Source organism: Pseudomonas sp. MM213, from assembly GCF_020423045.1.
In the GTDB taxonomy this organism is placed as follows: domain Bacteria; phylum Pseudomonadota; class Gammaproteobacteria; order Pseudomonadales; family Pseudomonadaceae; genus Aquipseudomonas; species Aquipseudomonas migulae.
Window position 1 is genome coordinate 3,728,352 of sequence record NZ_CP081943.1, and the last position, 21,957, is coordinate 3,750,308.

The 21,957-nt window shown below is 61.0% G+C and carries 17 protein-coding genes and 3 pseudogenes; 9 read left to right on the plus strand and 11 right to left on the minus strand.

Annotated features, from left to right (window positions below; all coding sequences use genetic code 11):
* Nucleotides 1-27: 27 nt before the first annotated feature.
* Nucleotides 28-705 carry a TetR/AcrR family transcriptional regulator gene (locus K5R88_RS16935; protein ID WP_226298080.1) on the minus strand — a complete coding sequence of 226 codons (678 nt, stop codon included), beginning with the start codon at nucleotides 703-705 and terminating at the stop codon, nucleotides 28-30.
* A 102-nt stretch (nucleotides 706-807) separates the two neighbouring features.
* Entirely contained in the window at nucleotides 808-2,709 is a 1,902-nt protein-coding gene (quiC, locus tag K5R88_RS16940; protein ID WP_226298081.1) for a 3-dehydroshikimate dehydratase QuiC, read from the minus strand.
* A 434-nt stretch (nucleotides 2,710-3,143) separates the two neighbouring features.
* Here quiC and K5R88_RS16945 point away from each other — a divergent pair, with 434 nt between their 5' ends.
* The 3 genes and pseudogenes from K5R88_RS16945 to K5R88_RS31015 form a co-directional block, all read left to right on the plus strand.
* A complete protein-coding gene (locus K5R88_RS16945; RefSeq protein ID WP_223414472.1) occupies nucleotides 3,144-4,400 on the plus strand; it encodes an MFS transporter in 1,257 nt (418 codons plus the stop codon).
* Nucleotides 4,401-4,495: 95 nt separating this feature from the next.
* A pseudogene (locus K5R88_RS31010) lies at nucleotides 4,496-5,215 on the plus strand (MCP four helix bundle domain-containing protein); the annotation flags it as partial.
* Between the two features lie 303 nt (nucleotides 5,216-5,518).
* A pseudogene (locus K5R88_RS31015) lies at nucleotides 5,519-6,118 on the plus strand (methyl-accepting chemotaxis protein); the annotation flags it as partial.
* Nucleotides 6,119-6,124: 6 nt separating this feature from the next.
* Here the strand turns inward: K5R88_RS31015 and K5R88_RS16955 are convergent.
* The 4 genes from K5R88_RS16955 to K5R88_RS16970 all read right to left on the minus strand — a co-directional run bounded on the left by K5R88_RS16955 (nucleotide 6,125) and on the right by K5R88_RS16970 (nucleotide 9,910).
* Nucleotides 6,125-7,003, minus strand: a complete 879-nt coding sequence (locus K5R88_RS16955; protein WP_008028930.1) for a DMT family transporter — start codon at nucleotides 7,001-7,003, stop codon at nucleotides 6,125-6,127.
* A 117-nt stretch (nucleotides 7,004-7,120) separates the two neighbouring features.
* Nucleotides 7,121-7,936 carry a sugar phosphate isomerase/epimerase family protein gene (locus K5R88_RS16960; RefSeq protein ID WP_226298083.1) on the minus strand — a complete coding sequence of 272 codons (816 nt, stop codon included), beginning with the start codon at nucleotides 7,934-7,936 and terminating at the stop codon, nucleotides 7,121-7,123.
* 2 nt (nucleotides 7,937-7,938) lie between these two features.
* The gene (locus K5R88_RS16965) at nucleotides 7,939-8,994 is read right to left on the minus strand and encodes a Gfo/Idh/MocA family protein (RefSeq protein ID WP_226298084.1); all 1,056 of its coding nucleotides are present in this window, start codon (nucleotides 8,992-8,994) and stop codon (nucleotides 7,939-7,941) included.
* Between the two features lie 139 nt (nucleotides 8,995-9,133).
* Complete coding sequence (locus K5R88_RS16970) at nucleotides 9,134-9,910, minus strand: IclR family transcriptional regulator (RefSeq protein WP_008041922.1); 777 nt, start codon at nucleotides 9,908-9,910, stop codon at nucleotides 9,134-9,136.
* Nucleotides 9,911-10,083: 173 nt separating this feature from the next.
* On the opposite strand from K5R88_RS16970, the pseudogene K5R88_RS16975 reads away from it, so the two are divergent.
* The 4 genes and pseudogenes from K5R88_RS16975 to K5R88_RS16990 all read left to right on the plus strand — a co-directional run bounded on the left by K5R88_RS16975 (nucleotide 10,084) and on the right by K5R88_RS16990 (nucleotide 14,762).
* Nucleotides 10,084-11,831: pseudogene (locus tag K5R88_RS16975) on the plus strand (FAD-dependent oxidoreductase).
* On the plus strand, nucleotides 11,815-12,648 hold the full coding sequence (locus K5R88_RS16980) for an aldo/keto reductase (protein ID WP_226298085.1): 834 nt from the start codon (nucleotides 11,815-11,817) through the stop codon (nucleotides 12,646-12,648). Before K5R88_RS16975 ends, K5R88_RS16980 begins: the two are co-directional and overlap by 17 nt.
* A gap of 260 nt (nucleotides 12,649-12,908) precedes the next feature.
* The gene (ypfJ, locus tag K5R88_RS16985; RefSeq protein ID WP_008028943.1) at nucleotides 12,909-13,802 is read left to right on the plus strand and encodes a KPN_02809 family neutral zinc metallopeptidase; all 894 of its coding nucleotides are present in this window, start codon (nucleotides 12,909-12,911) and stop codon (nucleotides 13,800-13,802) included.
* Entirely contained in the window at nucleotides 13,803-14,762 is a 960-nt protein-coding gene (locus K5R88_RS16990; RefSeq protein WP_226298086.1) for an alpha/beta hydrolase, read from the plus strand. It begins immediately after the preceding gene.
* A gap of 87 nt (nucleotides 14,763-14,849) precedes the next feature.
* On the opposite strand, the gene K5R88_RS16995 is transcribed toward K5R88_RS16990, so the two are convergent.
* The 3 genes from K5R88_RS16995 to K5R88_RS17005 all read right to left on the minus strand — a co-directional run bounded on the left by K5R88_RS16995 (nucleotide 14,850) and on the right by K5R88_RS17005 (nucleotide 16,985).
* On the minus strand, nucleotides 14,850-15,443 hold the full coding sequence (locus K5R88_RS16995; RefSeq protein WP_008041913.1) for an HAD family hydrolase: 594 nt from the start codon (nucleotides 15,441-15,443) through the stop codon (nucleotides 14,850-14,852).
* On the minus strand, nucleotides 15,440-16,309 hold the full coding sequence (gene tesB / locus K5R88_RS17000; RefSeq protein WP_008031730.1) for an acyl-CoA thioesterase II: 870 nt from the start codon (nucleotides 16,307-16,309) through the stop codon (nucleotides 15,440-15,442). The genes K5R88_RS16995 and tesB overlap by 4 nt, the downstream gene beginning before the upstream one ends.
* A gap of 106 nt (nucleotides 16,310-16,415) precedes the next feature.
* On the minus strand, nucleotides 16,416-16,985 hold the full coding sequence (locus K5R88_RS17005; protein WP_008041912.1) for a GNAT family N-acetyltransferase: 570 nt from the start codon (nucleotides 16,983-16,985) through the stop codon (nucleotides 16,416-16,418).
* 87 nt (nucleotides 16,986-17,072) lie between these two features.
* Here K5R88_RS17005 and K5R88_RS17010 point away from each other — a divergent pair, with 87 nt between their 5' ends.
* Together K5R88_RS17010 and K5R88_RS17015 are read left to right on the plus strand one after the other, a co-directional pair.
* Complete coding sequence (locus K5R88_RS17010) at nucleotides 17,073-17,993, plus strand: histone deacetylase family protein (protein WP_226298087.1); 921 nt, start codon at nucleotides 17,073-17,075, stop codon at nucleotides 17,991-17,993.
* 280 nt (nucleotides 17,994-18,273) lie between these two features.
* Complete coding sequence (locus K5R88_RS17015) at nucleotides 18,274-19,515, plus strand: TIGR03862 family flavoprotein (protein ID WP_226298088.1); 1,242 nt, start codon at nucleotides 18,274-18,276, stop codon at nucleotides 19,513-19,515.
* 107 nt (nucleotides 19,516-19,622) lie between these two features.
* Here the strand turns inward: K5R88_RS17015 and K5R88_RS17020 are convergent, their stop codons facing one another.
* Both K5R88_RS17020 and yedA read right to left on the minus strand, forming a co-directional pair.
* Complete coding sequence (locus tag K5R88_RS17020) at nucleotides 19,623-20,957, minus strand: DEAD/DEAH box helicase (RefSeq protein WP_008031738.1); 1,335 nt, start codon at nucleotides 20,955-20,957, stop codon at nucleotides 19,623-19,625.
* A 65-nt stretch (nucleotides 20,958-21,022) separates the two neighbouring features.
* The gene (gene yedA, locus K5R88_RS17025) at nucleotides 21,023-21,949 is read right to left on the minus strand and encodes a drug/metabolite exporter YedA (protein WP_226298089.1); all 927 of its coding nucleotides are present in this window, start codon (nucleotides 21,947-21,949) and stop codon (nucleotides 21,023-21,025) included.
* Between the last annotated feature and the right edge of the window lie 8 nt (nucleotides 21,950-21,957).

The following is a 21,957-nucleotide window of genomic DNA, read 5'->3' on the forward strand; positions in this document are numbered from 1 at the left end:
TAGGAGCGAGGCTCGCCCGCGAAGGCGTCAGGCCTGCAGGTATCGCAACACCGACTCGCAAATCATCTCTCGATGACGCTGCTTGATGCTTTCGTCCGGCAGGTCGATCTGAAAAATCTCACCAAACGTATGGCGGTTCGACACGCGATAGAAGCAGAACGAACTGATCAACAGATGCACATCCAAGGGCTCAAGCCCCGCCCGGAACACACCCTCTTCAACCCCGCGACGCAATATCACGCCCAGTGAATCAAGAATGGTGTTGTTCATCGCCTTGATCGCATCGGAGCGCTTCACGAATTCGGCATTGTGAATGTTCTCGATGCTGACGATGCGCACAAAATCGACATTGCGATCATGGTGATCGAAGGTGAATTCCACCAGCCGCCGAATCGCCTCCACCGGCGCCAGTTCGGCCAGGTGCAGGCGGTTTTCGGTGCTGCGGATATCGCCGTAGAGCTTCTCCAGCACCTCGATGTAGAGCTGTTCCTTACTGCCGAAGTAGTAATAGATCATGCGTTTGGAGGTGTGGATACGCTCGGCGATCGCATCGACGCGAGCGCCGGAAAGCCCCTGCTGGACGAACTCTACAATGGCTTCTTGAAGAATGTTCTCGCGGGTCTTTTCCGGGTTGTTCTTGCGACTCTTGCGTGGCTCGGCCATGGGTTCGTCGGGCGCTACGGAGAGTTCTGATGTCATTGTCATTGCGGGCTCACGGCCATCACTGCACAGGCTGGCGATTATGAGCCGCACGGCACAGTGAAGGAAGCCGCGCGGCAGCGGTTTAACCTCGCGTTTACGAAATTGCTACAACTTCGCCTGACGAATGGCGCCGCTGCGGGATTTGGCCATCGCCGCCAGCCGCACCGCCACATTCGCCGCGCCGTAACCGGCATAGCCGTTCTTGCGCTGGATGATTTCAAAGAAGAACCGCCCTTCGAACGGCTCGGTGTAAACGTGGAACAGCTCACCGCCCTGGGCATCACGGTCGTACAGCACGTTGTAATAAGCCAGTTCGCTGAGGAATTCGTCGTCGAAATCGAACCGCGCCGCCAGGTCATCGTAATAGTTGAGCGGGATATCCAGCAGCGGTACGCCCGCCTCCTTGGCCCGACGGACTTCGGCAAAGATATCGTCGCAGTCAAACGCGATGTGATGCACGCCGGAGCCGCGATAACTCGACAGCGCGTGTGAGATCGCGGTGTTGCGGTTCTCGGAAATGTTCAGCGGCAAGCGGATCGAACTGTCGCGGCTACGCAGCGCCCGGCTCTTCACCAGACCATACGGATCGGGCAGCACCACTTCGTCATCGGCTTCGAAATCCAGCAGGCTTTTGTAGAACAGCACCCAACTGTCGAGGCTGTCGGCCGGCAACGCCATGGCCATGTGGTCGATGCGCTTGAGGCCACCGCTGGCCGTTTCCGTCGGTTGCAGATTGAAGTCGGTGCCGTAGACGTCGGCGTCCTGGTCCACCAGGTAAATCAGGCTGCCATCCGGCGCGCGCACCGCAGCCAGTTCCAGCTCATTGGGGCCGACCAGTCCGCGATAAGGCTGACCTTTGTAAGCCACGGCCCGGGCCAGCGCGCTGGCGCTGTCATTGACCCGCACCGCAGTGGCGCACAGCGACGGGCCATGCGCTTCGAAAAAGCTGTGGGCAAACGAGTAGGGCTCGGAGTTGAGAATCAGGTTGATGTCGCCCTGACGCATCAGGCTCACGCTTTTTGAACGGTGTTGACCGGCCTTGACGAAGCCCAGCCGCTCCAGCCAATGAGAAAGCCTGGCGCCGAGGCTTTCGTCCACGGCGAACTCAAGAAACTCGATGCCGTTGTATTCACTGGCCTTCGGCGTCTCGAACAGAATGTCCGGGCTGGTCGCAGGTTTGGTTTCCTGCGCCAGCCGCTCGCGGGTCTTCTCTTCCAGGTACAGCAACGAACGCAAACCATCGGCGGCGTTGGCCCGTGGCGGTGCGGCGCGGAAGCCGTCGTTGAAGATCTCGAGCGACAACGGCCCGGTGTAGCCACTTTTGATGATCGGCGCGAGGAACCCCGGCAAATCGAATTCGCCCTGGCCCGGGAAGCAGCGGAAATGCCGGCTCCATTCCAGCACGTCCATGGCCAGGATCGGCGCGTCGGCCATTTGCACGAAGAAGATTTTGTCGCCGGGAATGTCGGCGATGGCACTCGGATCGCCCTTGAGCGACAACGTGTGGAAACTGTCCAGCAACACGCCCAGACTTGGGTGGTCCGCCTGGCGAACGATGTTCCATACCTGTTGCCAGGTGTTGACGTGCCGGCCCCAGGCCAACGCCTCGTAACCGATTCGCAGACCACGCGCACCGGCGTGCTCGGCCAGCAGGCGCAAGTCGTCGATGAGGATTTGCTCATCACCCACGGAATCGGCGGAAGCGTTGCTGCACACCAGCACCAGGTCAGTGCCCAGTTCCTGCATCAAGTCGAACTTGCGCTCGGCCCGCTCCAGATTGCGCGGCAGGCGGTCGCGGCGGCAGCCTTCGAAATCGCGGAACGGTTGAAACAGCGTGATGGCGATCCCGAGATCGGCGCACATCTGTTTAATTTCCCGAGGACTGCCGTCGTAATAGAGCAGGTCGTTCTCGAAAATCTCCACCCCGTCGAAACCGGCGGCGGCAATGGCTTCGAGTTTTTCCGGCAGGGTACCGCTCAAGGACACGGTGGCAATGGAACGCTGCATGTTTCGACTCCCGGTGGTGGAGACCATCTTGTTAGGGGCATTGCACGCATTTTTTGTAGGAGCGAAGCTTGCTCGCGAAGGCAATCTTGAGGACCCCATCGCCAGCAAGCCGGCTCCTACAAGGGACCGCGTTTTTCATGGAGTAAATTATTGGCTGTAGTATCGAGCACAGCAATTCAAAGTGTACTATCCGGTTAGTTTTCCGTGCGATTATCGAACACAATGGCCTTTGGCGAATTGACGATTTTTCGTCCACTGCCCACCATCCACTACACATTGAGTCCGGTCACAACCATCGGTCTCGGTGACCCAAGACTCAGAACACCACATAAAAATAATCGGTGGCCTACATGACTCCTTCTCAAAGCTCTCCCGTGGAGCGTTCCTCCACGACTCCTGCCGTCGGTGGCATCGGCGACAAGATCCGCGGCGCCATGGCCGTCGGCAAGACCCGTTGGGGCATGCTGGCGCTGGTGTTTTTCGCCACCACCCTGAACTACATCGACCGTGCCGCACTGGGCGTGATGCAGCCGATCCTGGCCAAGGAAATGAGCTGGACGGCGATGGATTACGCCAACATCAACTTCTGGTTCCAGGTCGGCTACGCCATCGGTTTCGTGCTGCAAGGCCGGCTGATCGACCGGGTCGGCGTGAAGCGCGTGTTCTTCTGCGCGGTGCTGCTCTGGAGCCTGGCGACCGGCGCCCACGGCCTGGCCACGTCAGCGGTCGGCTTCATGGTTTGCCGCTTTATCCTCGGGCTGACCGAAGCCGCCAACTACCCGGCTTGCGTGAAAACCACGCGGTTGTGGTTCCCGGCCGGCGAACGCGCCGTGGCCACCGGCATCTTCAACGCCGGCACCAACGTCGGTGCGATGTTCACCCCGATGCTGCTGCCACTGATCCTGCACGTGTGGGGCTGGCAAGCCGCGTTCCTGTGCATGGCGTCGCTGGGCGGTATCTGGCTGCTGTTCTGGGGCCTGAAGTACTTCAACCCGGAAGATCACCCAAGCGTTAAACAATCGGAACTGGACTACATCCAGAAGGAAGTCGAACCGGAACAATCCCGCGTACCGTTCTCCAAAATCCTGCGCATGCGTGGCACCTGGGCCTTCGCCCTCGCCTACTCGATCACCGCGCCGGTGTTCTGGTTCTACCTGTACTGGCTGCCACCGTTCCTCAATCAGCAATACAACCTGGGGATCAACGTGACCCAGATGGGTATCCCGCTGATCATCATCTACCTCACCGCTGACTTCGGCAGCGTTGGCGGCGGCATCCTGTCCTCGTTCCTGATCGGCCGCGGGATCAACCCGATCAAGGCGCGCCTGATGTCGATGTTCCTGTTCGCCTGCTGCATCATCGGCGTGGTCATGGCCGCCGGTTCGAGCAGCCTGTGGGTGGCGGTGTTTGCGATCTCCCTGGCCATCGGTGCACACCAGGCCTGGACCGCGAACATCTGGAGCCTGGTGATGGACTACACGCCTAAACACATGATGAGTACGGTGTTCGGCTTCGGCGGCATGTGTGCGGCGATTGGCGGGATGTTCATGACCCAGTTGGTCGGCCACATTCTGACCATCACCAACAACAACTACACCGTGCTGTTCACCATCATTCCGGCGATGTACTTCATCGCGCTGACCTGGATGTACTTCATGGCGCCGCGCAAGATTCCTACAGTCGAAAACTGATACACCCCAAACGCAGGCCTGATCCCGGGCCTGCGTTTTTTTATGCGCAGGATTTATGAATGCCCCCTTTTTTCTCAACACCACAGAGACCCACCATGTCGCCAGGTCACTTGAGCATTGCCAAACGCGCCGTGATCAGCTTCGGCGTTATCGCCCTGCTGGTTCTGTTGCAGGGATTGTTCGCCCTCAAACAGGTTGCACAGGTCCGCGCCACCGGCCAGCACACGGAAAACATCTCCCTGCCGAGCGTTCGCTACCTGGGTGAAATCCGCGACTATGTCCTGAGCATTCGCGTACTCAGCCTGCGCATGGCACTCAACCGCGACCCCAAAGTGCTCGATGCTACCGTCACACGCCTGCATCAAGTACAAGGCTGGCTGGGCGAGACGCTGGAAAAATTCACCCCGCTGGTCGGTGATTACAACCGGGAGCCGTACGAAAAGTTCGTTGCCACCGTCACCCGTTACCGTCAGGCGTTGGCTCAATATGAAGCGCTGTCGCGGGAGAACCGCAGCGAAGACATGACCGCGCTGCTCAACGGCAAAATCCAGGAGTACTCGACCCAGACCGGTGACCAGTTCGCCGAATTGATGGCCCTTGCCGCCAATGAAGTCAGCCTGTCGGCCAGCCAGGCCGACTCGCTTTACAACCAGGTGAAGTTCACCGTGATCGGTGCGCTGATCGCCGTTGCGCTCCTGACCTTGTGCCTGGCCTGGCTGCTGATTCGCAGCATCGTCGTTCCGATCCGTCAGGCCGTCGCCGTGGCCGAGCAAGTCGCCGCCGGGGACTTGAGTAAACCGATCCACAGCCACGGCAGCGATGAAACCGCACGTTTGCTCAAAGCCTTGTCGGCCATGCAAACCAGCCTGCGCGAAACCCTGCAGTTGATCAGCGGCACCTCGACGCAATTGGCGGCGGCTGCGCTGCAGATGAATCAGAACACTCGGCAGGATTCCGCTCGGCTGCAACAGCAACACAATGAAATCGAGCAAGCCGCCACGGCCGTCAACGAGATGACAGTCGCGGTGGAAGAAGTCGCACGTAACGCGGTGTCGACTTCCGACAGCACTCGCCTGTCCACGCAGCAAGCCAACCAGGGCCAGACGCGGGTCATTGAGACACTGGATTCGATTCAGGCGATGAGCAGCAATGCCGGCATTGCTCTGCAACAGGTGCAGACGCTGGCCGAGCAATCCCGGGAAATCGGCAAGGTGCTGGACGTGATCCGCGCCATCGCCGAACAGACCAACCTGCTTGCGCTCAATGCCGCCATCGAGGCCGCGCGCGCCGGGGAAGCCGGGCGTGGGTTTGCAGTGGTGGCCGATGAAGTACGGGCGCTGGCTCATCGCACCCAGCAATCGACCCGCGAAATCGAACAGATGATTGGCCGGGTGCGGGGCGATACCGACAGCGTGGTGCTGTCGATGCACGACAACAGTCAGCGCGTCGCCGATACCTTGTCGATTGCCGAACAGGCGGGTCTGGCACTGGCAGAAATCACCCGGGCAATGGAGCAGATCCATGAACGTAATCTGGTGATCGCCAGCGCGTCAGAGGAACAGGCGCAAGTGGCCCGCGAGGTGGATCGCAATTTGCTGAACATCCGCGACCTGTCACTGGAAAGTGCCGACGCTTCGACCCGGACCAGCGCCACCAGCCAGGAATTGTCGCAACTGGCGACCGGCCTGCAAAACCTGGTGGTGCGCTTCAGATTCTGACCCTGTTCAGCGACGGCTTTGCTGCCAGGCCGCCGCCAAACCGCTGCAGCAAATCACCGCGATCCCGACCACCGTGGTCAGGGTCGGCGTGTGGGAAAACAGCAACCAGCCGAGCAAGCCGGCGAAGACAATCTGGCAATAGCCGAACGGCGCCAACAGCGCCGGAGCGGCGTAGCGGAATGCCTGAGTCAGGAACAAGTGCGCCGTCATCCCGCATGCCCCCAGCGCCACCATCATCAATCCATGCCCGAGGCTCGGCACTTGCCAGAAGAACGGCACCAGCGCGCTCATCACCAGGGTGTTGCACAACCCGGCGAAAAAGTTGCTGGTGGTCGGGCTGTCGACGCTGCTGAGCTTGCGGGTGAGCAATTGATAGAAGCAGAAAAACAGCGCCGAGCAGAGCGGCAGCAGCACCGCTGGCGTGAACAGATCGCCGCCGGGGTGGACGATGATCAATACGCCGATAAATCCGCAAATCACCGCGATCCATTGGCCACGGGTAACGCGCTCACGCAGCAGCGGCACCGACAGCGCAGTCACCAGGACCGGAGCAAGAAAGTTGACCGCGGTGGCTTCGGCCAACGGGATGTATTGCAAGCCGGTGGTGAAAAACAGACTGGTGCCCAACAGGCACAACGCCCTCAGCAACTGCAGCAACGGTCGTTTGGTGCGTAGGACTCGCAGCCCGGATTGCGGCAGAAAAATCCCGGCCATCAACAAGGTGTGAACCACATACCGGGCCCACACCACCATGACGATCGGGTAGAACCCCGAAAGGTATTTCGACAAGGCGTCATGGCTGGAGAAGAGAAAGGTGGCGAAGACGATCAGCAAAATCCCTTTGAAGGGTTGGTTTACGCCGGAGAGCGGGGTGCTGACGGTCATTGGGGTTCCTTTTTTACTTCGAAAGTCAAAAGCTTCGCGGGCGAGCCTCGCTCCTACAAAAGCAATGGAAAACCCTGTAGGAGCGTGGCTTGCCCGCGAACAGGTGCGCAGCACCTTCTAGATTCTTGCCAACAATTCCCGGGCCTTATCCAGCGCCATCTGCGCCCGCTGCAACCCGCTCACGCCCTGCTCCAACAACTTCACCGTCGGAATCTCCAGGCTTAGCGGAATATCGGCCGGCAAACACTGCAACAACCCCGCCAGATCACAATCGCCATCACCTGGAAAACGTCGCTCGTTGCGGGCCTGACGCAAAATCTCCGCCATGTCCGTCGGTCGCGGCCCCGCCACATCGCACAACTGCGCATACCGTAACCGTGACGGGGCGACTTTGGCCAGATCTTCCAGCCGAGAACCCGAGCGGTCGAAATGGAAAGCATCAACCAATACCGCGCCGTTTTCACGATCAGCGTTTTCGACAATGCGCACCGCTTGTTCAAGATTGCGCGCATCAGTCCAGGGCATGAACTCCAGGTGCGGGTGCAGTCCGTAAGGCGCCGCCAGATCACAGAGCCGGGCGAAGTTTTCCGTCAGCCGCTGCTCGTCAGAATCGTTACCCGCCACCAGCAATTCACTGGCACCAAACTCCGCACCGACTGCCAGAGTTTTCTCGAAGTCGGCGACGACGGTGTCCGGTTTAAGACGCAGGATTTCAACATCCAGCACACGAATACCGGTGTCGCGCAGCCGCGCCAGCGTCTCACGCCGCAAACCGACATCGGCTACCAGCGCAAAGTGATGTTCTTCGGGTGTCGCCGGCTCAAGGCGCAGTCCCACGTGGCTGTACCCGGCACGTGCCGCGACGTCCACCATCTGCGGCGGTGACAATTCCAGTACCGTCAGACTGGCCAGGGAAAAGATCCGTTCATTCATGTTCATTCCTCGATCACCACGGGGGTGCAGGCGCGACCGGTTTCGGCGGCCTCGCGGATGGCTTCGATCAACGCCAGTGTGCGTGCCGCATCGGCAGCGCTGACCAACGGCTCGACTTCCCGACGCACCACGCGCACGAAATGCTGCAACTGCAAACCCAGGGCTTCATCGGCGCTGACGCTTTCCTGCATCGGCAACAAGGGTTGATGCCATCCCCCATCAGCGTCGGCGTAATGCCAGCGCTTGAGTTGCGGAATGCTCAACGCGCCGCCGGTACCGGCCAACAAGTAACACGGCTGATCCGCCTGACGCGGATACACCGGGTTCTCCCCGGAATCCAGCTCCCAACTCCAGGGCGCCGCCACTGCGTCGGAACCGGTCAGGCTGCCCAGTGCGCCGTTGTCGAATTGCAGCAACACCGCCGCACAATCCTCGTTGGCAAACCCGCGCACGGCATTACTGGTGATCGCTTGAACCTGCCGCACTTCGCCGCACAGATGGCGCAGCAGATCGAGGTCATGGATCAGGTTGGTCAGCAACATTCCCGCGCCTGGTTCGCGGCGCCACGGCGTTTCGAAATAACTGTCGGGTTTGCGTAATTGCCAGAGCGCGGTCACCGTCGTCAGCCGTCCCAAAGCACCGCTTTGCACCAGTTCGCGGGCGCGGACGATCAGTGGATTGTGCCGACGATGATGGCCGACCAGCACCGGGACGCCGGTGGCTTTCGAGGCGGCTACCAACTCGCGCGCCTCATCCAGGTGCACGCCGACCGGTTTTTCCAGCAGGACCGGCACGCCGGCAGCCAGGCAATCGAGTGCAGTGCTGACGTGCAGCGTGTTCGGGTTGGCCACGATGACCGCGTCCGGCTTCACCTGCTCCAGCATCTGACGGTGATCGGCGAAATACCCCACGCCCCATTCGGCGGCGAGGCCTGCCGCTTGCGGGCCAGGATCGGCTACGGCGCACAGGGTCGCGTCCTTCAGGGTGTGCAGATGCCGGTAATGCTGCTGGCCCATGTTGCCGGCACCGATCAGGGCGATGCGAACGGGCGAAGTCATGGTGCGGTCCTCTTGTGATTATTGTTGATTGACCCTCAACAATTTAGAACCTGGTTCCAGATTCTTACACAAGCGATTCACGAAAGCGTGCGAACAACGCACAACTTTCCGGCGAACAAAGATTCCTGTGCGGCGGTGGTTAACTGAAGAATTCTGACGCGAGACTCGCCGCCGACAACTCTTCGGCAAATCTCAACAACAGCGGCGCCAACTCATGCAGCCGCACCCCCGGCATCCGCGCGCTCGGCCCGGCAATGCTCAGCACCCCGATCACTCGCCCATCACTCGGGTGACGCACCACCGCCGCAATCGCCGAAGTGCCCACCGCCGAGCTCTCTTCGACCCAGGCGTAGCCCTGCTCCCGCGCCAGACGCAGGCGCTCGAGCAATTCAATGTTGGAGCGCGGCGCGTTCGGCCCGAGGTCTTTTGGCCGCTCGCCGCCCTGGCGTTCCACCAGCGACAACGCTTCGGCATCGCTCATGCACGCCAGCCACGCATGGCCCGACGCCGTGTAAAACAGCGGCGCATCACGGCCCATGTCCGGGTCGTAACGCAGACCGGAGCGGGCGCCCTGGGACTTGGCGATCCAGGTTTGACGCTCGCCCTCGATGACCCCGAGGCGCACCAGTTCGCCGGTTTCCTGGGCCAGGCGATCAAGCACTGGCTGCACGATATCGGCGCCGCTTCCCGACAGATAACGGAACCCCATGGCCACCAGTTTGGTCGACAGGTGATAGCGCAGGTTATCCGGATTCTGCCGCACGTAACCCAGCCGAATCAGCTCGGCGAGCAAGCGATGAGTCGCGCTTTTAGGGATGTCCAGTTGCTCTGCCAGCGTCTGCATCGGCAGGCCGCGAGGGTCACTGGTGAGGCTTTCCAGCACGCTGAAAACACGTTCGATCTGACTGCCGGCCATGGAAGGTTCCGCCTGAAATTTGCCCGATTCTAGAAGACAAACCGCCTAATGCGAAATCTGGAACTGCTTGTTCGGTAACCGCCCGTTTTATCGGCTGAGTGGTTGCCGAGCGGATTCACGTCGCTATATTTTCTGGAATCTAATTCTAAAAATATGCACTGGAGTTTTAAACAATGCCTGCCGAATCCCACAGCTCACCAGACATCGACTGCGATGTATTGGTCGTCGGCTCCGGTGCAGCCGGGTTATCGGCAGCGGTCACCGCTGCATGGCACGGATTGAAAGTCATCGTGGTGGAGAAAGACCCGGTATTCGGCGGAGCCACGGCGTGGTCCGGCGGCTGGGCCTGGGTGCCGTGCAATCCTCTGGCCCGCCGCGCCGGCATCGTCGAAGACGTCGAGTTGCCGCGCACCTATCTCAAGCATGAACTCGGTGAGCGCTACGAACCGGCAATGATCGATGCGTTCCTTGAGGCGGGCCCACGGATGGTCGCCTTCTTCGAACAGCACACCTCGCTGCAATTCGCCGATGGCAATGCCATCGCCGACATACATGGCGATACGCCCGGTGCCGGAACGGGCGGACGTTCGGTGATTGCTGCGCCCTATGACGGGCGAAAAGTCGGCAAGCTGCTGAGGCGTCTTCGCAAAACCATGCGGGAAACTTCGTTCATGGGCATGCCGATCATGGCGGGGGCGGACCTGGCCGCATTTCTCAACCTGACCCGTTCGGTGCCCGCCGCGTGGCACGTCACCCGGCGCTTCACCCGGCACCTGCTCGACCTGATTGTGCATGGCCGGGCGATGCAACTGGTCAACGGCGTGGCGCTGGTCGCTCGCCTGGCAAAATCTGCCGAAGACCTTGGCGTGCTGCTCTGGGAATCAGCGCCTGTCAGCGAGTTGCTTCGCGAAGGCGATCAGGTCCGGGGCGCGCTGGTGAGCACCGCCAAGGGCAAGGTCCGCATCCATGCACGCAAGGCTGTGGTGCTCGCGGCCGGTGGGTTTGCCAATGACACCGAGCGGCGCAAGGCACTGTTCCCGCGCACACCGACCGGCAACGAACACTGGGCGCTGCCCCCCTCGGCGTGGCCGGTGACGGTTTGCGCCTGGGCGAAAGCGCCGGGGCCCGGGTCAACACCGACATGGCCTCTCCCGTAGCGTGGGCACCGGTCTCGCAAGTGCCACACAGGGATGGCAGCATCGGTCACTTCCCGCACATCATCGAGCGGGGCAAACCGGGGATCATCGGCGTACTGAGCAACGGCCAGCGCTTCGTCAATGAAGCGAACGGCTACTACGACTATGTAACGGCCATGGTCGCCGCTGCGCCTGCCGGCGAAGAGGTTGCCTCCTGGCTGATTTGCACCCATGGTTTTCAACGCCGATATGGGCTGGGCATCTCTCGGCCGTTTCCGGTTCCGTTGTCATCCTTTATCCGCAGCGGCTATCTGAAAACCGGCAACACGATCGAGGAATTGGCCCACGCCTGCGGCATCGACCCGAACGGCTTGCGCAGCACTGTGGCGGACTACAACCAGCATGCGCGCAACGGTGAAGACCCCTTGTTTGGCCGCGGTTCGACGCCTTACAACCGCAAACAGGGTGACGCCTTGCAGCAACCCAACCCGTGCGTCGCACCCATCGAGCAAGGGCCGTTTTACGCGGTGAAGGTCCTGCCCGGCTGCTTCGGCACCTTCGCCGGGCTCAAGGTCAATCAACACGCCCAGGTCCTCGGCGAATCCGGCCAGGTCATCGCCGGGCTGTACGCCGCGGGCGGCGACATGGCCAGCATCATGGGCGGGCATTACCCCGCCGGCGGCATTAATCTCGGCCCGGCGCTGACGTTCGGCTACATCGCCGCGCGACATATCGCCGGCATCACTGCTTACGAACAGGAGATCGACCATGCAGCGCATCGTTAATGCACAGGGTTTGAACATGCCCAAACTCGGCCTCGGCACCTGGCCGATGCTCGGCGAAGAATGCACACGCGCCGTTGAACAGGCGTTGAAGTTGGGTTATCGGCACATCGACACCGCTGCCGCCTACAACAATGAAGAGGCCGTCGGTCAGGCGCTGGTGAACAGTCCTACGCCTCGCGAGCAGATCCACGTCACCACCAAAGTCTGGTGGGATCAACTGCAATCCGATGCCATGCGCCACTCCATGGATCGCAGCCTCAAGGCCTTGCGCAGCGATTACGTTGACCTGTTCATGGTCCACTGGCCGACCACCGATTGGGACCTGCCACGCACGATCGAAACCCTGGTGTCATTCAAGGAGCAAGGCCTGGCACGCAACATCGGCGTGGCGAATTTTCCGCTGCCGCTGCTGCGTAAAGTCGTTGAAGAACTGGGCGCCCCGCTGTCAGCCATCCAGGTTGAATACCACGTGTTGCTCGGACAAAACGCGCTGCTGGACTACGCCCGTCAACATGACCTGGCACTGACGGCCTACTCGCCGCTGGCCCGCAACAAGGTCTCGGACATCCCGCAAATCCAGCAGATCGCCGCCAGACACGGGGTTCTGCCGACACAAGTGGCACTCAAATGGCTGCTTGATCAACCGAACGTTGCGGCGATCCCCAAGGCCAGCAGCGAAGCTAATCAACTGGCCAACCTGGCCTCGCTGGACGTCCAGCTCGATGACGCAGACCGGGCGTTGATTGCCGGGTTGTCGAAACGCGAACGACTGGTCAGCCCTGACTTTGCACCGGCGTGGGATGCGTTCGACCGGTAAGCACAGAACTGCTTTTTGTAGGAGCCGGCTTGCCGGCGATGGCGGTCTCACGGACGCTATCGCCGGCAAGCCGGCTCCTACAAGTCATCGGGCGTTCGCCCTGACGTCATAAAAAACCCATCACCTGACGGAATTCGATGGGCTATCCATGTTCAATACACTCAGTAATGCTCCCGCCCGCATAAAAGCCGGACGACCGGACTGGCGCCGCTCCCACTCACCAGCAACACTCATCCCCACGATAATCAGAGGATTCCCACATGCTATGGAAAAAAGGCCGACGCAGCGACAACGTGGTCGATGCCCGTGGTGATGATGTCGGCGGTGGTGGCGGCGGGATGCGTTTTGGTGGCGGCAAGGGCCTGAGCCTGACCGCGATCATTCTGATTGTCGGGATCGGCTGGATCACCGGCCAGGACCCTTTGCAGATCCTCGGCCAACTCACCGGGCAGATGACCGAGCAATCGGCACCGGCACCGACGCAAACCCGCAAGGCACCGCCAGCCAATGATGAAGGAGCGGAATTCGTCCGTTCGATCCTCGGTGACACCGAAGACACCTGGGGCCAGATTTTCCAGCAGGCCGGGCGGCAGTATAAAGATCCTACGCTGGTGCTGTTCAGCAACCGGGTGAACTCGGCGTGCGGCCTGGCCACCTCGGCGACCGGTCCGTTCTATTGCCCAGCAGACCAGAAGGTTTACCTGGACATGAGTTTCTTCCAGGAAATGTCGCAACGCTTTGCCGCTGCGGGTGATTTCGCTCAGGCCTACGTGATCGCTCACGAAGTCGGACACCATGTTCAGACCTTGCTCGGCGTTTCCGCGAAAATTCAGGCCGCCCGTCAGCAAGGCCGGCAAATGGAAGGCGACGGTGGCTTGCTGGTGCGCCAGGAACTGCAAGCGGATTGCCTCGCGGGTGTCTGGGCCAACAATGCACAGCAACGCCTGAACTGGCTGGAGCCGGGCGACATCGAAGAAGCCTTGAATGCCGCCAACGCCATCGGCGACGACCGCTTGCAGCAGCAAGGCCAGGGTCGCGTGGTGCCGGACTCGTTTACCCATGGCACGTCGGCGCAAAGGGTGCGCTGGTTCAAAACCGGATTTGCGCAAGGCCAGGTGGGCCAGTGCGATACCTTTGCGGCGAAAAATCTGTAAATGAAAAAGTGGTTGTTGATGTTGTTGTTTACTTGCACCTGTACCCAGGCTGACGAGCATGGGGTCAAGGAGATCAGCCCCGGCCGACTCTTGTTGAAAGAAGGTGAGATAGCGGTGGGCATCGGCCCGGCGCCGGCGAAAATCGAGCGCGTGCTGATCATCATCCACGGTCGGTTACGCAATGCTGAAACCTACCGCCAGAGTGCCGAGCGGGCGGCAGAGCAAGCCGGGCAAAGCGCCAACACGTTGGTGATCGCTCCGCAGTTTCTCAATGAAACCGACGTAGCACTCCATCCAGTCGCCGACACCGTGTTGCGTTGGCAAGGCAATGACTGGATGGCCGGCGGTTTATCCACCGCTCCGTTTGCCCTGAGTTCCTACGCGGCGCTCGACCAGATCATCGCCCGGCTCGGCGATCGTCGACAGTTTCCGGACGTGAAGGATGTCGTCATCGCGGGCCACTCGGGCGGTGCTCAGGTGGTTCAACGTTATGCGTTGTTGAGTCACGATCAACCGGAGCTCAAGGCGGCGGGCGTGCACGTGCGCTACGTCATCGCCAACCCGTCTTCCTACGCGTATTTCGATGAGCGGCGGCCAGTGGCGTTCAGTCACGCCGGCTGCCCGGCGTTCAATCGCTGGAAGTACGGCCTGTCAGATTTGCCTGCTTACGCAGAAGGACAAAAACCCGCACAACTGGAGGAAAACTACGTTCAGCGTGACATCGTTTATCTACTGGGGCAGCAGGACATTGATCCGAACCATCCGGCGCTGGATAAAAGTTGTGAGGCGAAAGCCCAGGGCGCTAATCGATTGATTCGCGGGCGCAATTATTTTGAGTTTTTGAAGCGCAGCCATCCGCAAGGATTGAATCAGCAATTGATCGAAGTGCCCGGGGTTGGGCATAACGGGGATGGGATGTTTACGTCGCCGGAGGGGCAGAAAGTGTTGTTCGGGCAGTGATGACGCCTTCGCGGGCAAGTCGGGTCGCCGCACCGCTCGCTCCTACGTGTAACTCTGTAGGAGCGAGGCTTGCCCGCGAAGGGTCCCTCAAGCCAACAACATTTCCCGCAACGCCACGCAATCCGCCGCATGCCAATCCGTCAATTCAGGCCACGGGTTATCCGGCAAGTTCACCAACACCGTCCGCGCCCCCGCCGCCCGCCCGCAATCCAGATCAAACCGGTAATCACCGACCATCACCATCTCGCTCGCCGGCACGTTCCAGGCCTCGGCCAATTTCAACAAACCACCGGGGTGCGGCTTGGGCGGCGCTTCATCACGCCCCAGCACATCCTCCACCGCGAAGCAGTCCGCCAGGCCAATGGCCTCCAGCGTCACATGCGCCAACTCCCGAGCATTGCGCGTAAGAATGCCCAGGCGATAACCGCGCCCCGCCAACTCGCGCACCAGTTCCACAGCACCCGGCGCCGGTTTCGAACCCAGCGCCAGATCCCGTTCATGCTCCAGCAACCATGCATGTTTGGCCGCGGCTTCAGCAGCCGGCAGCGCGGCGAGGTGGGTCAGGATGTCGTCTTCGGCCGGGATCGCCAGCGCCACGCGAATTGCCGCGAAGTCATGCACGGCCACCGTCAGGGTGCCGTCCATGTCGAACACCCAGTGCCGCACCTCGGCCAGGCTCATGCCCAATCCTTGCGGTGACGGATCAGGCCTTCCTGAGTGACCGACGCCACCAGTTGCCCGGCGCGATTGAACACGCTGCCACGGCTGAACCCACGGGAATTGCCGGCCCACGGGCTGTCCATCGCGTACAGCAACCAGTCATCGGCACGCAGATCCGCATGGAACCACAGCGCGTGATCGAGACTGGCGACCTGCATGTCTTTCTGCCAGACCGACTTGCCATGGGGCAACATCGAGGTGGTCAGCAGATTGAAGTCCGACGCGTAGGCCAGCAGGTATTTGTGCAGCGCCGGGGAGTCGGCCAGCGCGCCGTCGGCGCGAAACCAGACGTACTTGACCGGGTCGGATGGCTGCGGGTTGTAGGGATCTTTCTCGGTGACCGGGCGGAATTCGATCGGCTTCGGGCACAGCAGTTTTTCACGCATGTGCTCGGGGATCAGGTGCGCGCGCTGATGGGTCAGCTCCAGTTCCGAGGGCAGGTTTTCCGGCCCGACCACCGTCGGCATCTGGCCCTGATGCTCGAAGCCTTTTTCGTCATATTGGAACGACGCGCTGCACGTAAAGATCGGGTTGCCCTTCTGGATCGCCGTGACCCGACGCGTGCTGAAACTGCCGCCGTCGCGAACCCGATCAACCTGATACACCACGGGCAACGTGGAATCGCCCGGACGCAGGAAATAACCGTGCATCGAATGCACATGACGCGCGACTTCGACCGTCTGGCTGGCCGCCGACAGGGATTGACCGATCACCTGGCCGCCGAACAACTGACGAAAGCCCAGGTCCTGGCTGCGGCCACGGAACAGGTTTTCTTCGATCGGTTCCAGGGTCAGCAAATCGACCAGATCATCCAACACTTGGCTCATTCAGACTCTCCTCACACATCGCAATGCCGCGCAGTCTTGGCTGCGGCGGTCGATTCAGTTTCCGGCCAGGGCCATCATTGGCGCCATTGTAAACGTCCGGGCCGTCTTATCCATGCAAGGTTTGCAGCCATTGCTCACGGGTGATGCGGTACAGCACATGGTGACGCAGAGGATGATCGACCGCGAGTTTCGGGTGGTCGAAGTCACCGGCTGAATCATGGTGCATACCGATGGCCTGCATGACTTTCTGCGATGGCGTGTTGGTTTCCGTGGTGAAGGACACGACCTCTTGCAGCGCCACCCGGTCAAACCCGCAGCGCAGAGCGGTCCACGCCGCCTCACTGGCGTAACCCAAGCCCCAGTGTTCGCGGGCCAGGCGCCAGCCGATCTCGATGGCCGGCGTGAAAGGCGCATCAAAACCGACCACGCCGAGCCCGGTAAAACCGATGAATGCACCGGTGTCCTTGCGCTCCAGCGCCCAGAGACCAAAACCATGCTCGGCGAAATGCCCACGAATCCGCCCGATCAGCGAAGCACTTTCCAGTCGACTCAAGGGCGCCGGAAAATAGCGCATCACCTGTGGATCGGCGCACATCGCCGCAAACGCCGGCAAATCCTCGTCACGCCACTGCCGCAACAGCAGTCGCGCGCTCTCGAGTTCCAGTATCGGCTCCATCGTGCCCCTCCGTTTCCATGCCGCAAGTCTACATCGCTGGTAGGATCGTTCACTCATTCCTACACGCCGTACTCATAAAAGCCCGTCATGCCGCTGCCACTGATCTACCACGAAGACTACAGCCCCGAGTTCCCGGCGGACCACCGCTTCCCCATGGACAAGTTTCGCCTGCTGCGCGATCACCTGGTGGACAGCGGGCTGACCCGGGACGCCGACCTGCTGCGCCCGGAACTCTGCCCGCCGGAAATTCTCGCCCTCGCACATGACGCTGCCTATATCGAACGCTACATGAGCGGCGAGTTGTCCCGCGAAGACCAGCGGCGCCTCGGCCTGCCGTGGAACGAAGCCCTGGCCCGGCGCACGGTGCGGGCGGTCGGCGGTTCGCTACTGGCGGCAGAACAGGCGCTGGAACATGGATTGGCCTGTCACTTGGCCGGCGGCACGCATCACGCGCATTACGATTACCCGGCGGGGTTCTGCATCTTTAACGACCTGGCGGTGATCAGCCATTACCTGCTGGAAAGCGGTCGTGTGAATCGGGTGCTGATCTTCGATTGCGACGTGCATCAGGGCGACGGGACTGCACGGATTCTGCACAACACCCCGGACGCGGTGACCGTTTCCCTGCACTGCGAGAAGAACTTTCCTGCACGCAAGGCCGAAAGTGACTGGGACATCCCGCTGCCCAAGGGCATGGGCGATGCCGAATACCTGAAGGTCGTCGACGACGCGCTGAATTATTTGCTGCCGCTCTATCAACCGGACCTGGTGCTGTATGACGCCGGTGTCGATGTGCATAAGGACGACGCGCTCGGTTACCTGAAGCTGACAGACGAAGGCGTGGCCGCTCGGGATGAAAGCGTGATGCGCCATTGCCTCGGGCGAGATATTCCGGTGGTCGGGGTGATTGGCGGCGGCTACAGCAAGGACCGCAAGGCGCTGGCGCGGCGGCACGGCATCCTGCATCACAGCGCACAGCGGGTGTGGGCGTCATCAGGTTGTCATTGAGGTGTGCGCCTTTACCCACAATGCCTGTGGAACTGCCTGTGGATAACCTGAGCGAAAGGGCCTACAGGCCATGCTGCATATAGCCTGCAAAGGGGTGGTTGTTTTTTAACCAACTCTTCAACCCGACATAAATCCCCTGTGGGAGCGAGCCTGCTCGCGAAAGCAATTGAACAGTCACATTGATGTCGACTGAACCACCGCTTTCGCGAGCAGGCTCGCTCCCACAGGGATTTGGGCTGGTAGAATGCCCGGCTTATTCCGCCGAACCGCAGCGCATTCCATGACCCAATCTTCCGCCGCCCTCCCCCCTAAAGTCGCCATCATCGGCGGCGGCCCCGCCGGCCTGATGGCCGCCGAAGTGTTGAGCCAGGCAGGGATCAAGGTCGATCTGTACGACGGCATGCCTTCCGTAGGCAGGAAATTTCTCCTCGCGGGCGTAGGCGGCATGAACATCACCCATTCCGAAGCCTATCCGGCATTCCTCTCACGCTACGCCGAGCGCGCACCGCATATCGCACCGCTGCTGCGAGCCTTTGGTGCCGAGGCGCTGTGCCAGTGGATTCATGACCTGGGCATCGAAACCTTTGTCGGCAGCTCCGGCCGGGTCTTTCCGACCGACATGAAGGCCGCGCCGCTGTTGCGCGCCTGGCTCAAACGCCTGCGAGAGGCCGGCGTAGTTATCCACACCCGCCATCGTTGGCTCGGCTGGGATAACAACGGTGGTTTGCGTGTTGAAAGTCCTGAGGGTGAAAAAACCCTGAAGCCCGAAGCAACCCTGCTGGCCCTCGGTGGCGGAAGCTGGTCGCGCCTGGGGTCGGATGGCGCATGGATGCTGCCACTGGAGCAGCACGGCGTAGGACTGGCGCCGCTGCAGCCCAGCAATTGCGGCTTCGAGGTGCAGGCCTGGAGCGAATTGATGGTCAGCAAATTCGCCGGCGCGCCGCTGAAAAATATCGCTATCGGACTCAATGACGACATCCCTCGGCTCGGCGAATGTGTGATTACGGCCACCGGGATTGAAGGCAGTTTGATCTACGCCCTGTCGGCGCCCATCCGCGAAGCGATCAATCAGCATGGCTCGGCGACCATTCACCTCGACCTGTTGCCGGGCCGGCCTGTGGATAAAGTTCAGGCGGCACTGAGCAAACCGCGCGGGTCTCGTTCAATGTCCAAACATCTGCACAGTCAGCTCGGGATAGATGGCGTGAAAGCGGCACTGCTGCGCGAATTGACGCCGGCAGAATGCTTCGCCGATCCGGCGTTGTTGGCTAAAGCGATCAAGGCGCTGCCGCTGACATTGATGAAAACCCGTCCACTGGACGAGGCCATCAGCACTGCCGGTGGCGTGATGTTCGAGGCGATGGATGAACGTTTGATGCTCAAGCAGTTGCCTGGCGTGTTCTGCGCGGGGGAAATGCTGGATTGGGAAGCGCCGACCGGCGGTTATCTGCTGACCGCGTGTTTTGCCAGTGGGCGAGCAGCGGGGTTGGGGATGGTGGAGTGGCTCAAGCGCAAGGCTTGAGACCGAGTTGCGCCCTTCGCGGGCAAGCCTCGCTCCTACAGGTTCGACGTAAATTCTGTAGGAGCGAGGCTTGCCCGCGAAGGCGGCCTAACAGCCGCCGCAATCAATCAAGGCTTACGCTTACGCGGCCCAGTATTAAACACCGGCACCTTACGCACAGGCTTGATCGAAGGCTCCGGCGCCGAAGCATCCCCGCTCTCGACCCATTTACCCAAATTGCGCTTACCGCCGCTGGACGTCTTCGGCTTCTTCGGTTTTTTCGGTTTCTTCACCACCTGGCCGCTGGCATCAGTGTCCGGCACACGGTGCTCAGGTTCGAAATCGTGTTCCATCTGCCGAGGCAACGTCTGACGCGTCAACGTCTCAATGGCCGACAGCAAATTCACTTCATCGGCGCAGACCAACGAAATGGCCTGCCCGGTGGCACCCGCACGGCCGGTACGACCGATCCGGTGGATGTAGTCTTCCGCCACAATCGGCAGGTCGAAATTGACCACCAATGGCAAATCTTCAATGTCCAGACCACGGGCCGCGACATCGGTGGCCACCAGGATCTGCACTTCACTGGCCTTGAAACGGTCCAGCGCACGTTGACGCGTAGCCTGAGGTTTGTCGCCATGGATGCCGTCGGCGTTGATGCCCAGGCCCTGGAGTTTTTCCACCAGCGCGTCCACGCCATTACGGGTCTTGGCGAATACCAGCACCTGCTTCCACTTGCCCTTGCGCAGCAGGTGGATGAACAGCTCCGGCTTGCGCTTCTTGTCCACCGTCACCACCCACTGTTTAACGGTGTTGGCGGCAACGTTACGCGGGCTGACTTCGATGCTCAGCGGATCATTGAGCATTTGCCCGGCCAGCAGGCGAATCGCATCGGAGAAGGTCGCGGAGAACAGCAGTGTCTGACGTTTCTTCGGCAGCACGCGGTAAATGTTCCCCAGCTCCTCGGAAAAACCCAGGTCGAGCATGCGGTCGGCTTCGTCGAGCACCAGGGTTTGCAACTGGTTGAACTTCAGCGCGTTCTGGCGGAACAGGTCGAGCAGACGGCCCGGCGTCGCCACCAACAGGTCGACGCCTTTGCGCAACTTCATCATTTGCGGGTTGATGCTGACGCCGCCATACACCGCATAAGTGCTCAGTGGCAGGTTCTCAGCGTACTGACGCACGGCTTCGTGAACCTGCTCGGCCAGTTCGCGGGTCGGCACCAGAATCAATGCGCGCACCGAGTTGGCGGTGACTTTCGGCCCTTCCATGGCCAGCAATTGCAGCAGCGGCAGCGCGAAACCGGCGGTCTTGCCGGTGCCGGTCTGGGCGGCGGCCATCAGGTCGCGACCGGCCAGCACCGCCGGAATGGCTTGCGCCTGAACCGGCGTCGGGGTCTGGTAGCCGAGCGTCTCGAGAGAGCGCAGCAAGGGTTCGATCAGGCCAAGGGTGGCGAAAGTCATGGGATTACCGTAGGAAAATTCAGCGCGGTTGTGCAGAACAAATGTGCAATGGCGCGCAGTTTACCCTAATTCACACTCGATTCTGTCTGCACCACCGCAGCAGGTCGTTCCGGCGCCCGGCGCCACTGCGGCAAACCGATCAACACCACGGCACTGATGATCACCAGCATGGCCAAGGCTTCTTCGATGCCGATGGTCTCGCCGACAAACACGATCCCCAGCAACACCGCCACCGCCGGGTTGACGTAGGCATAGCTGGTGGCCGCTGCCGGACGCACGTTTTTCAACAGGTACATGTAGGCGTTGAAGGCGATGATCGAACCGAAGAAGGTCAGATAGGCCAGCGCCGCCCACCCTTCAATCGGTGGCATGGCTTCCAGATGTTCACCACTCATCGCACTGCCGATCAGCAACGCCACGCCGCCCTCCAGCATTTCCACGGCACTGGCCATCGCGCCCTGGGGCAACGGCAAGTGTTTGCTCCAGACTGAACCGAACGCCCAGGCCGCCGCCGCAAAGATCAGCAACATCGCACCCAGCGGGCTCGATTGCAGGTTGGAACCGAGGTTGAGCATGGCGATGCCGATCAACCCGAGCACAATCCCCGCCCATTCGAGACGGGTATTACGCGCACCCCAGAAATAGCCGCAGAGCAAGGTAAACAACGGCACCGTCGCCACCGCCAATGCCGCGACGCCGGAAGCGACGCCCATGTGTTCCGCCACACTGACCCCGCCGTTACCGCACGCCAACAGCAAAATCCCGATGATCCCCGCCGCTTTCCACTGCGCCCACGTCGGTGCCGGCGCCCCGCGCCAGCGCAGGAAGGCGTACATCAACGTGCCAGCAATGACGAAGCGAATACCGGCGAGCAACAAGGGCGGCCAATACTCCACGCCGATGCGGATCACCAGGTAAGTCGAGCCCCAAATCACGTACAAGGCGAAAAAGGCAGCGATCAACGGCAAGGGAAAACGACGGAGGCCAGGCATGGGGGGCA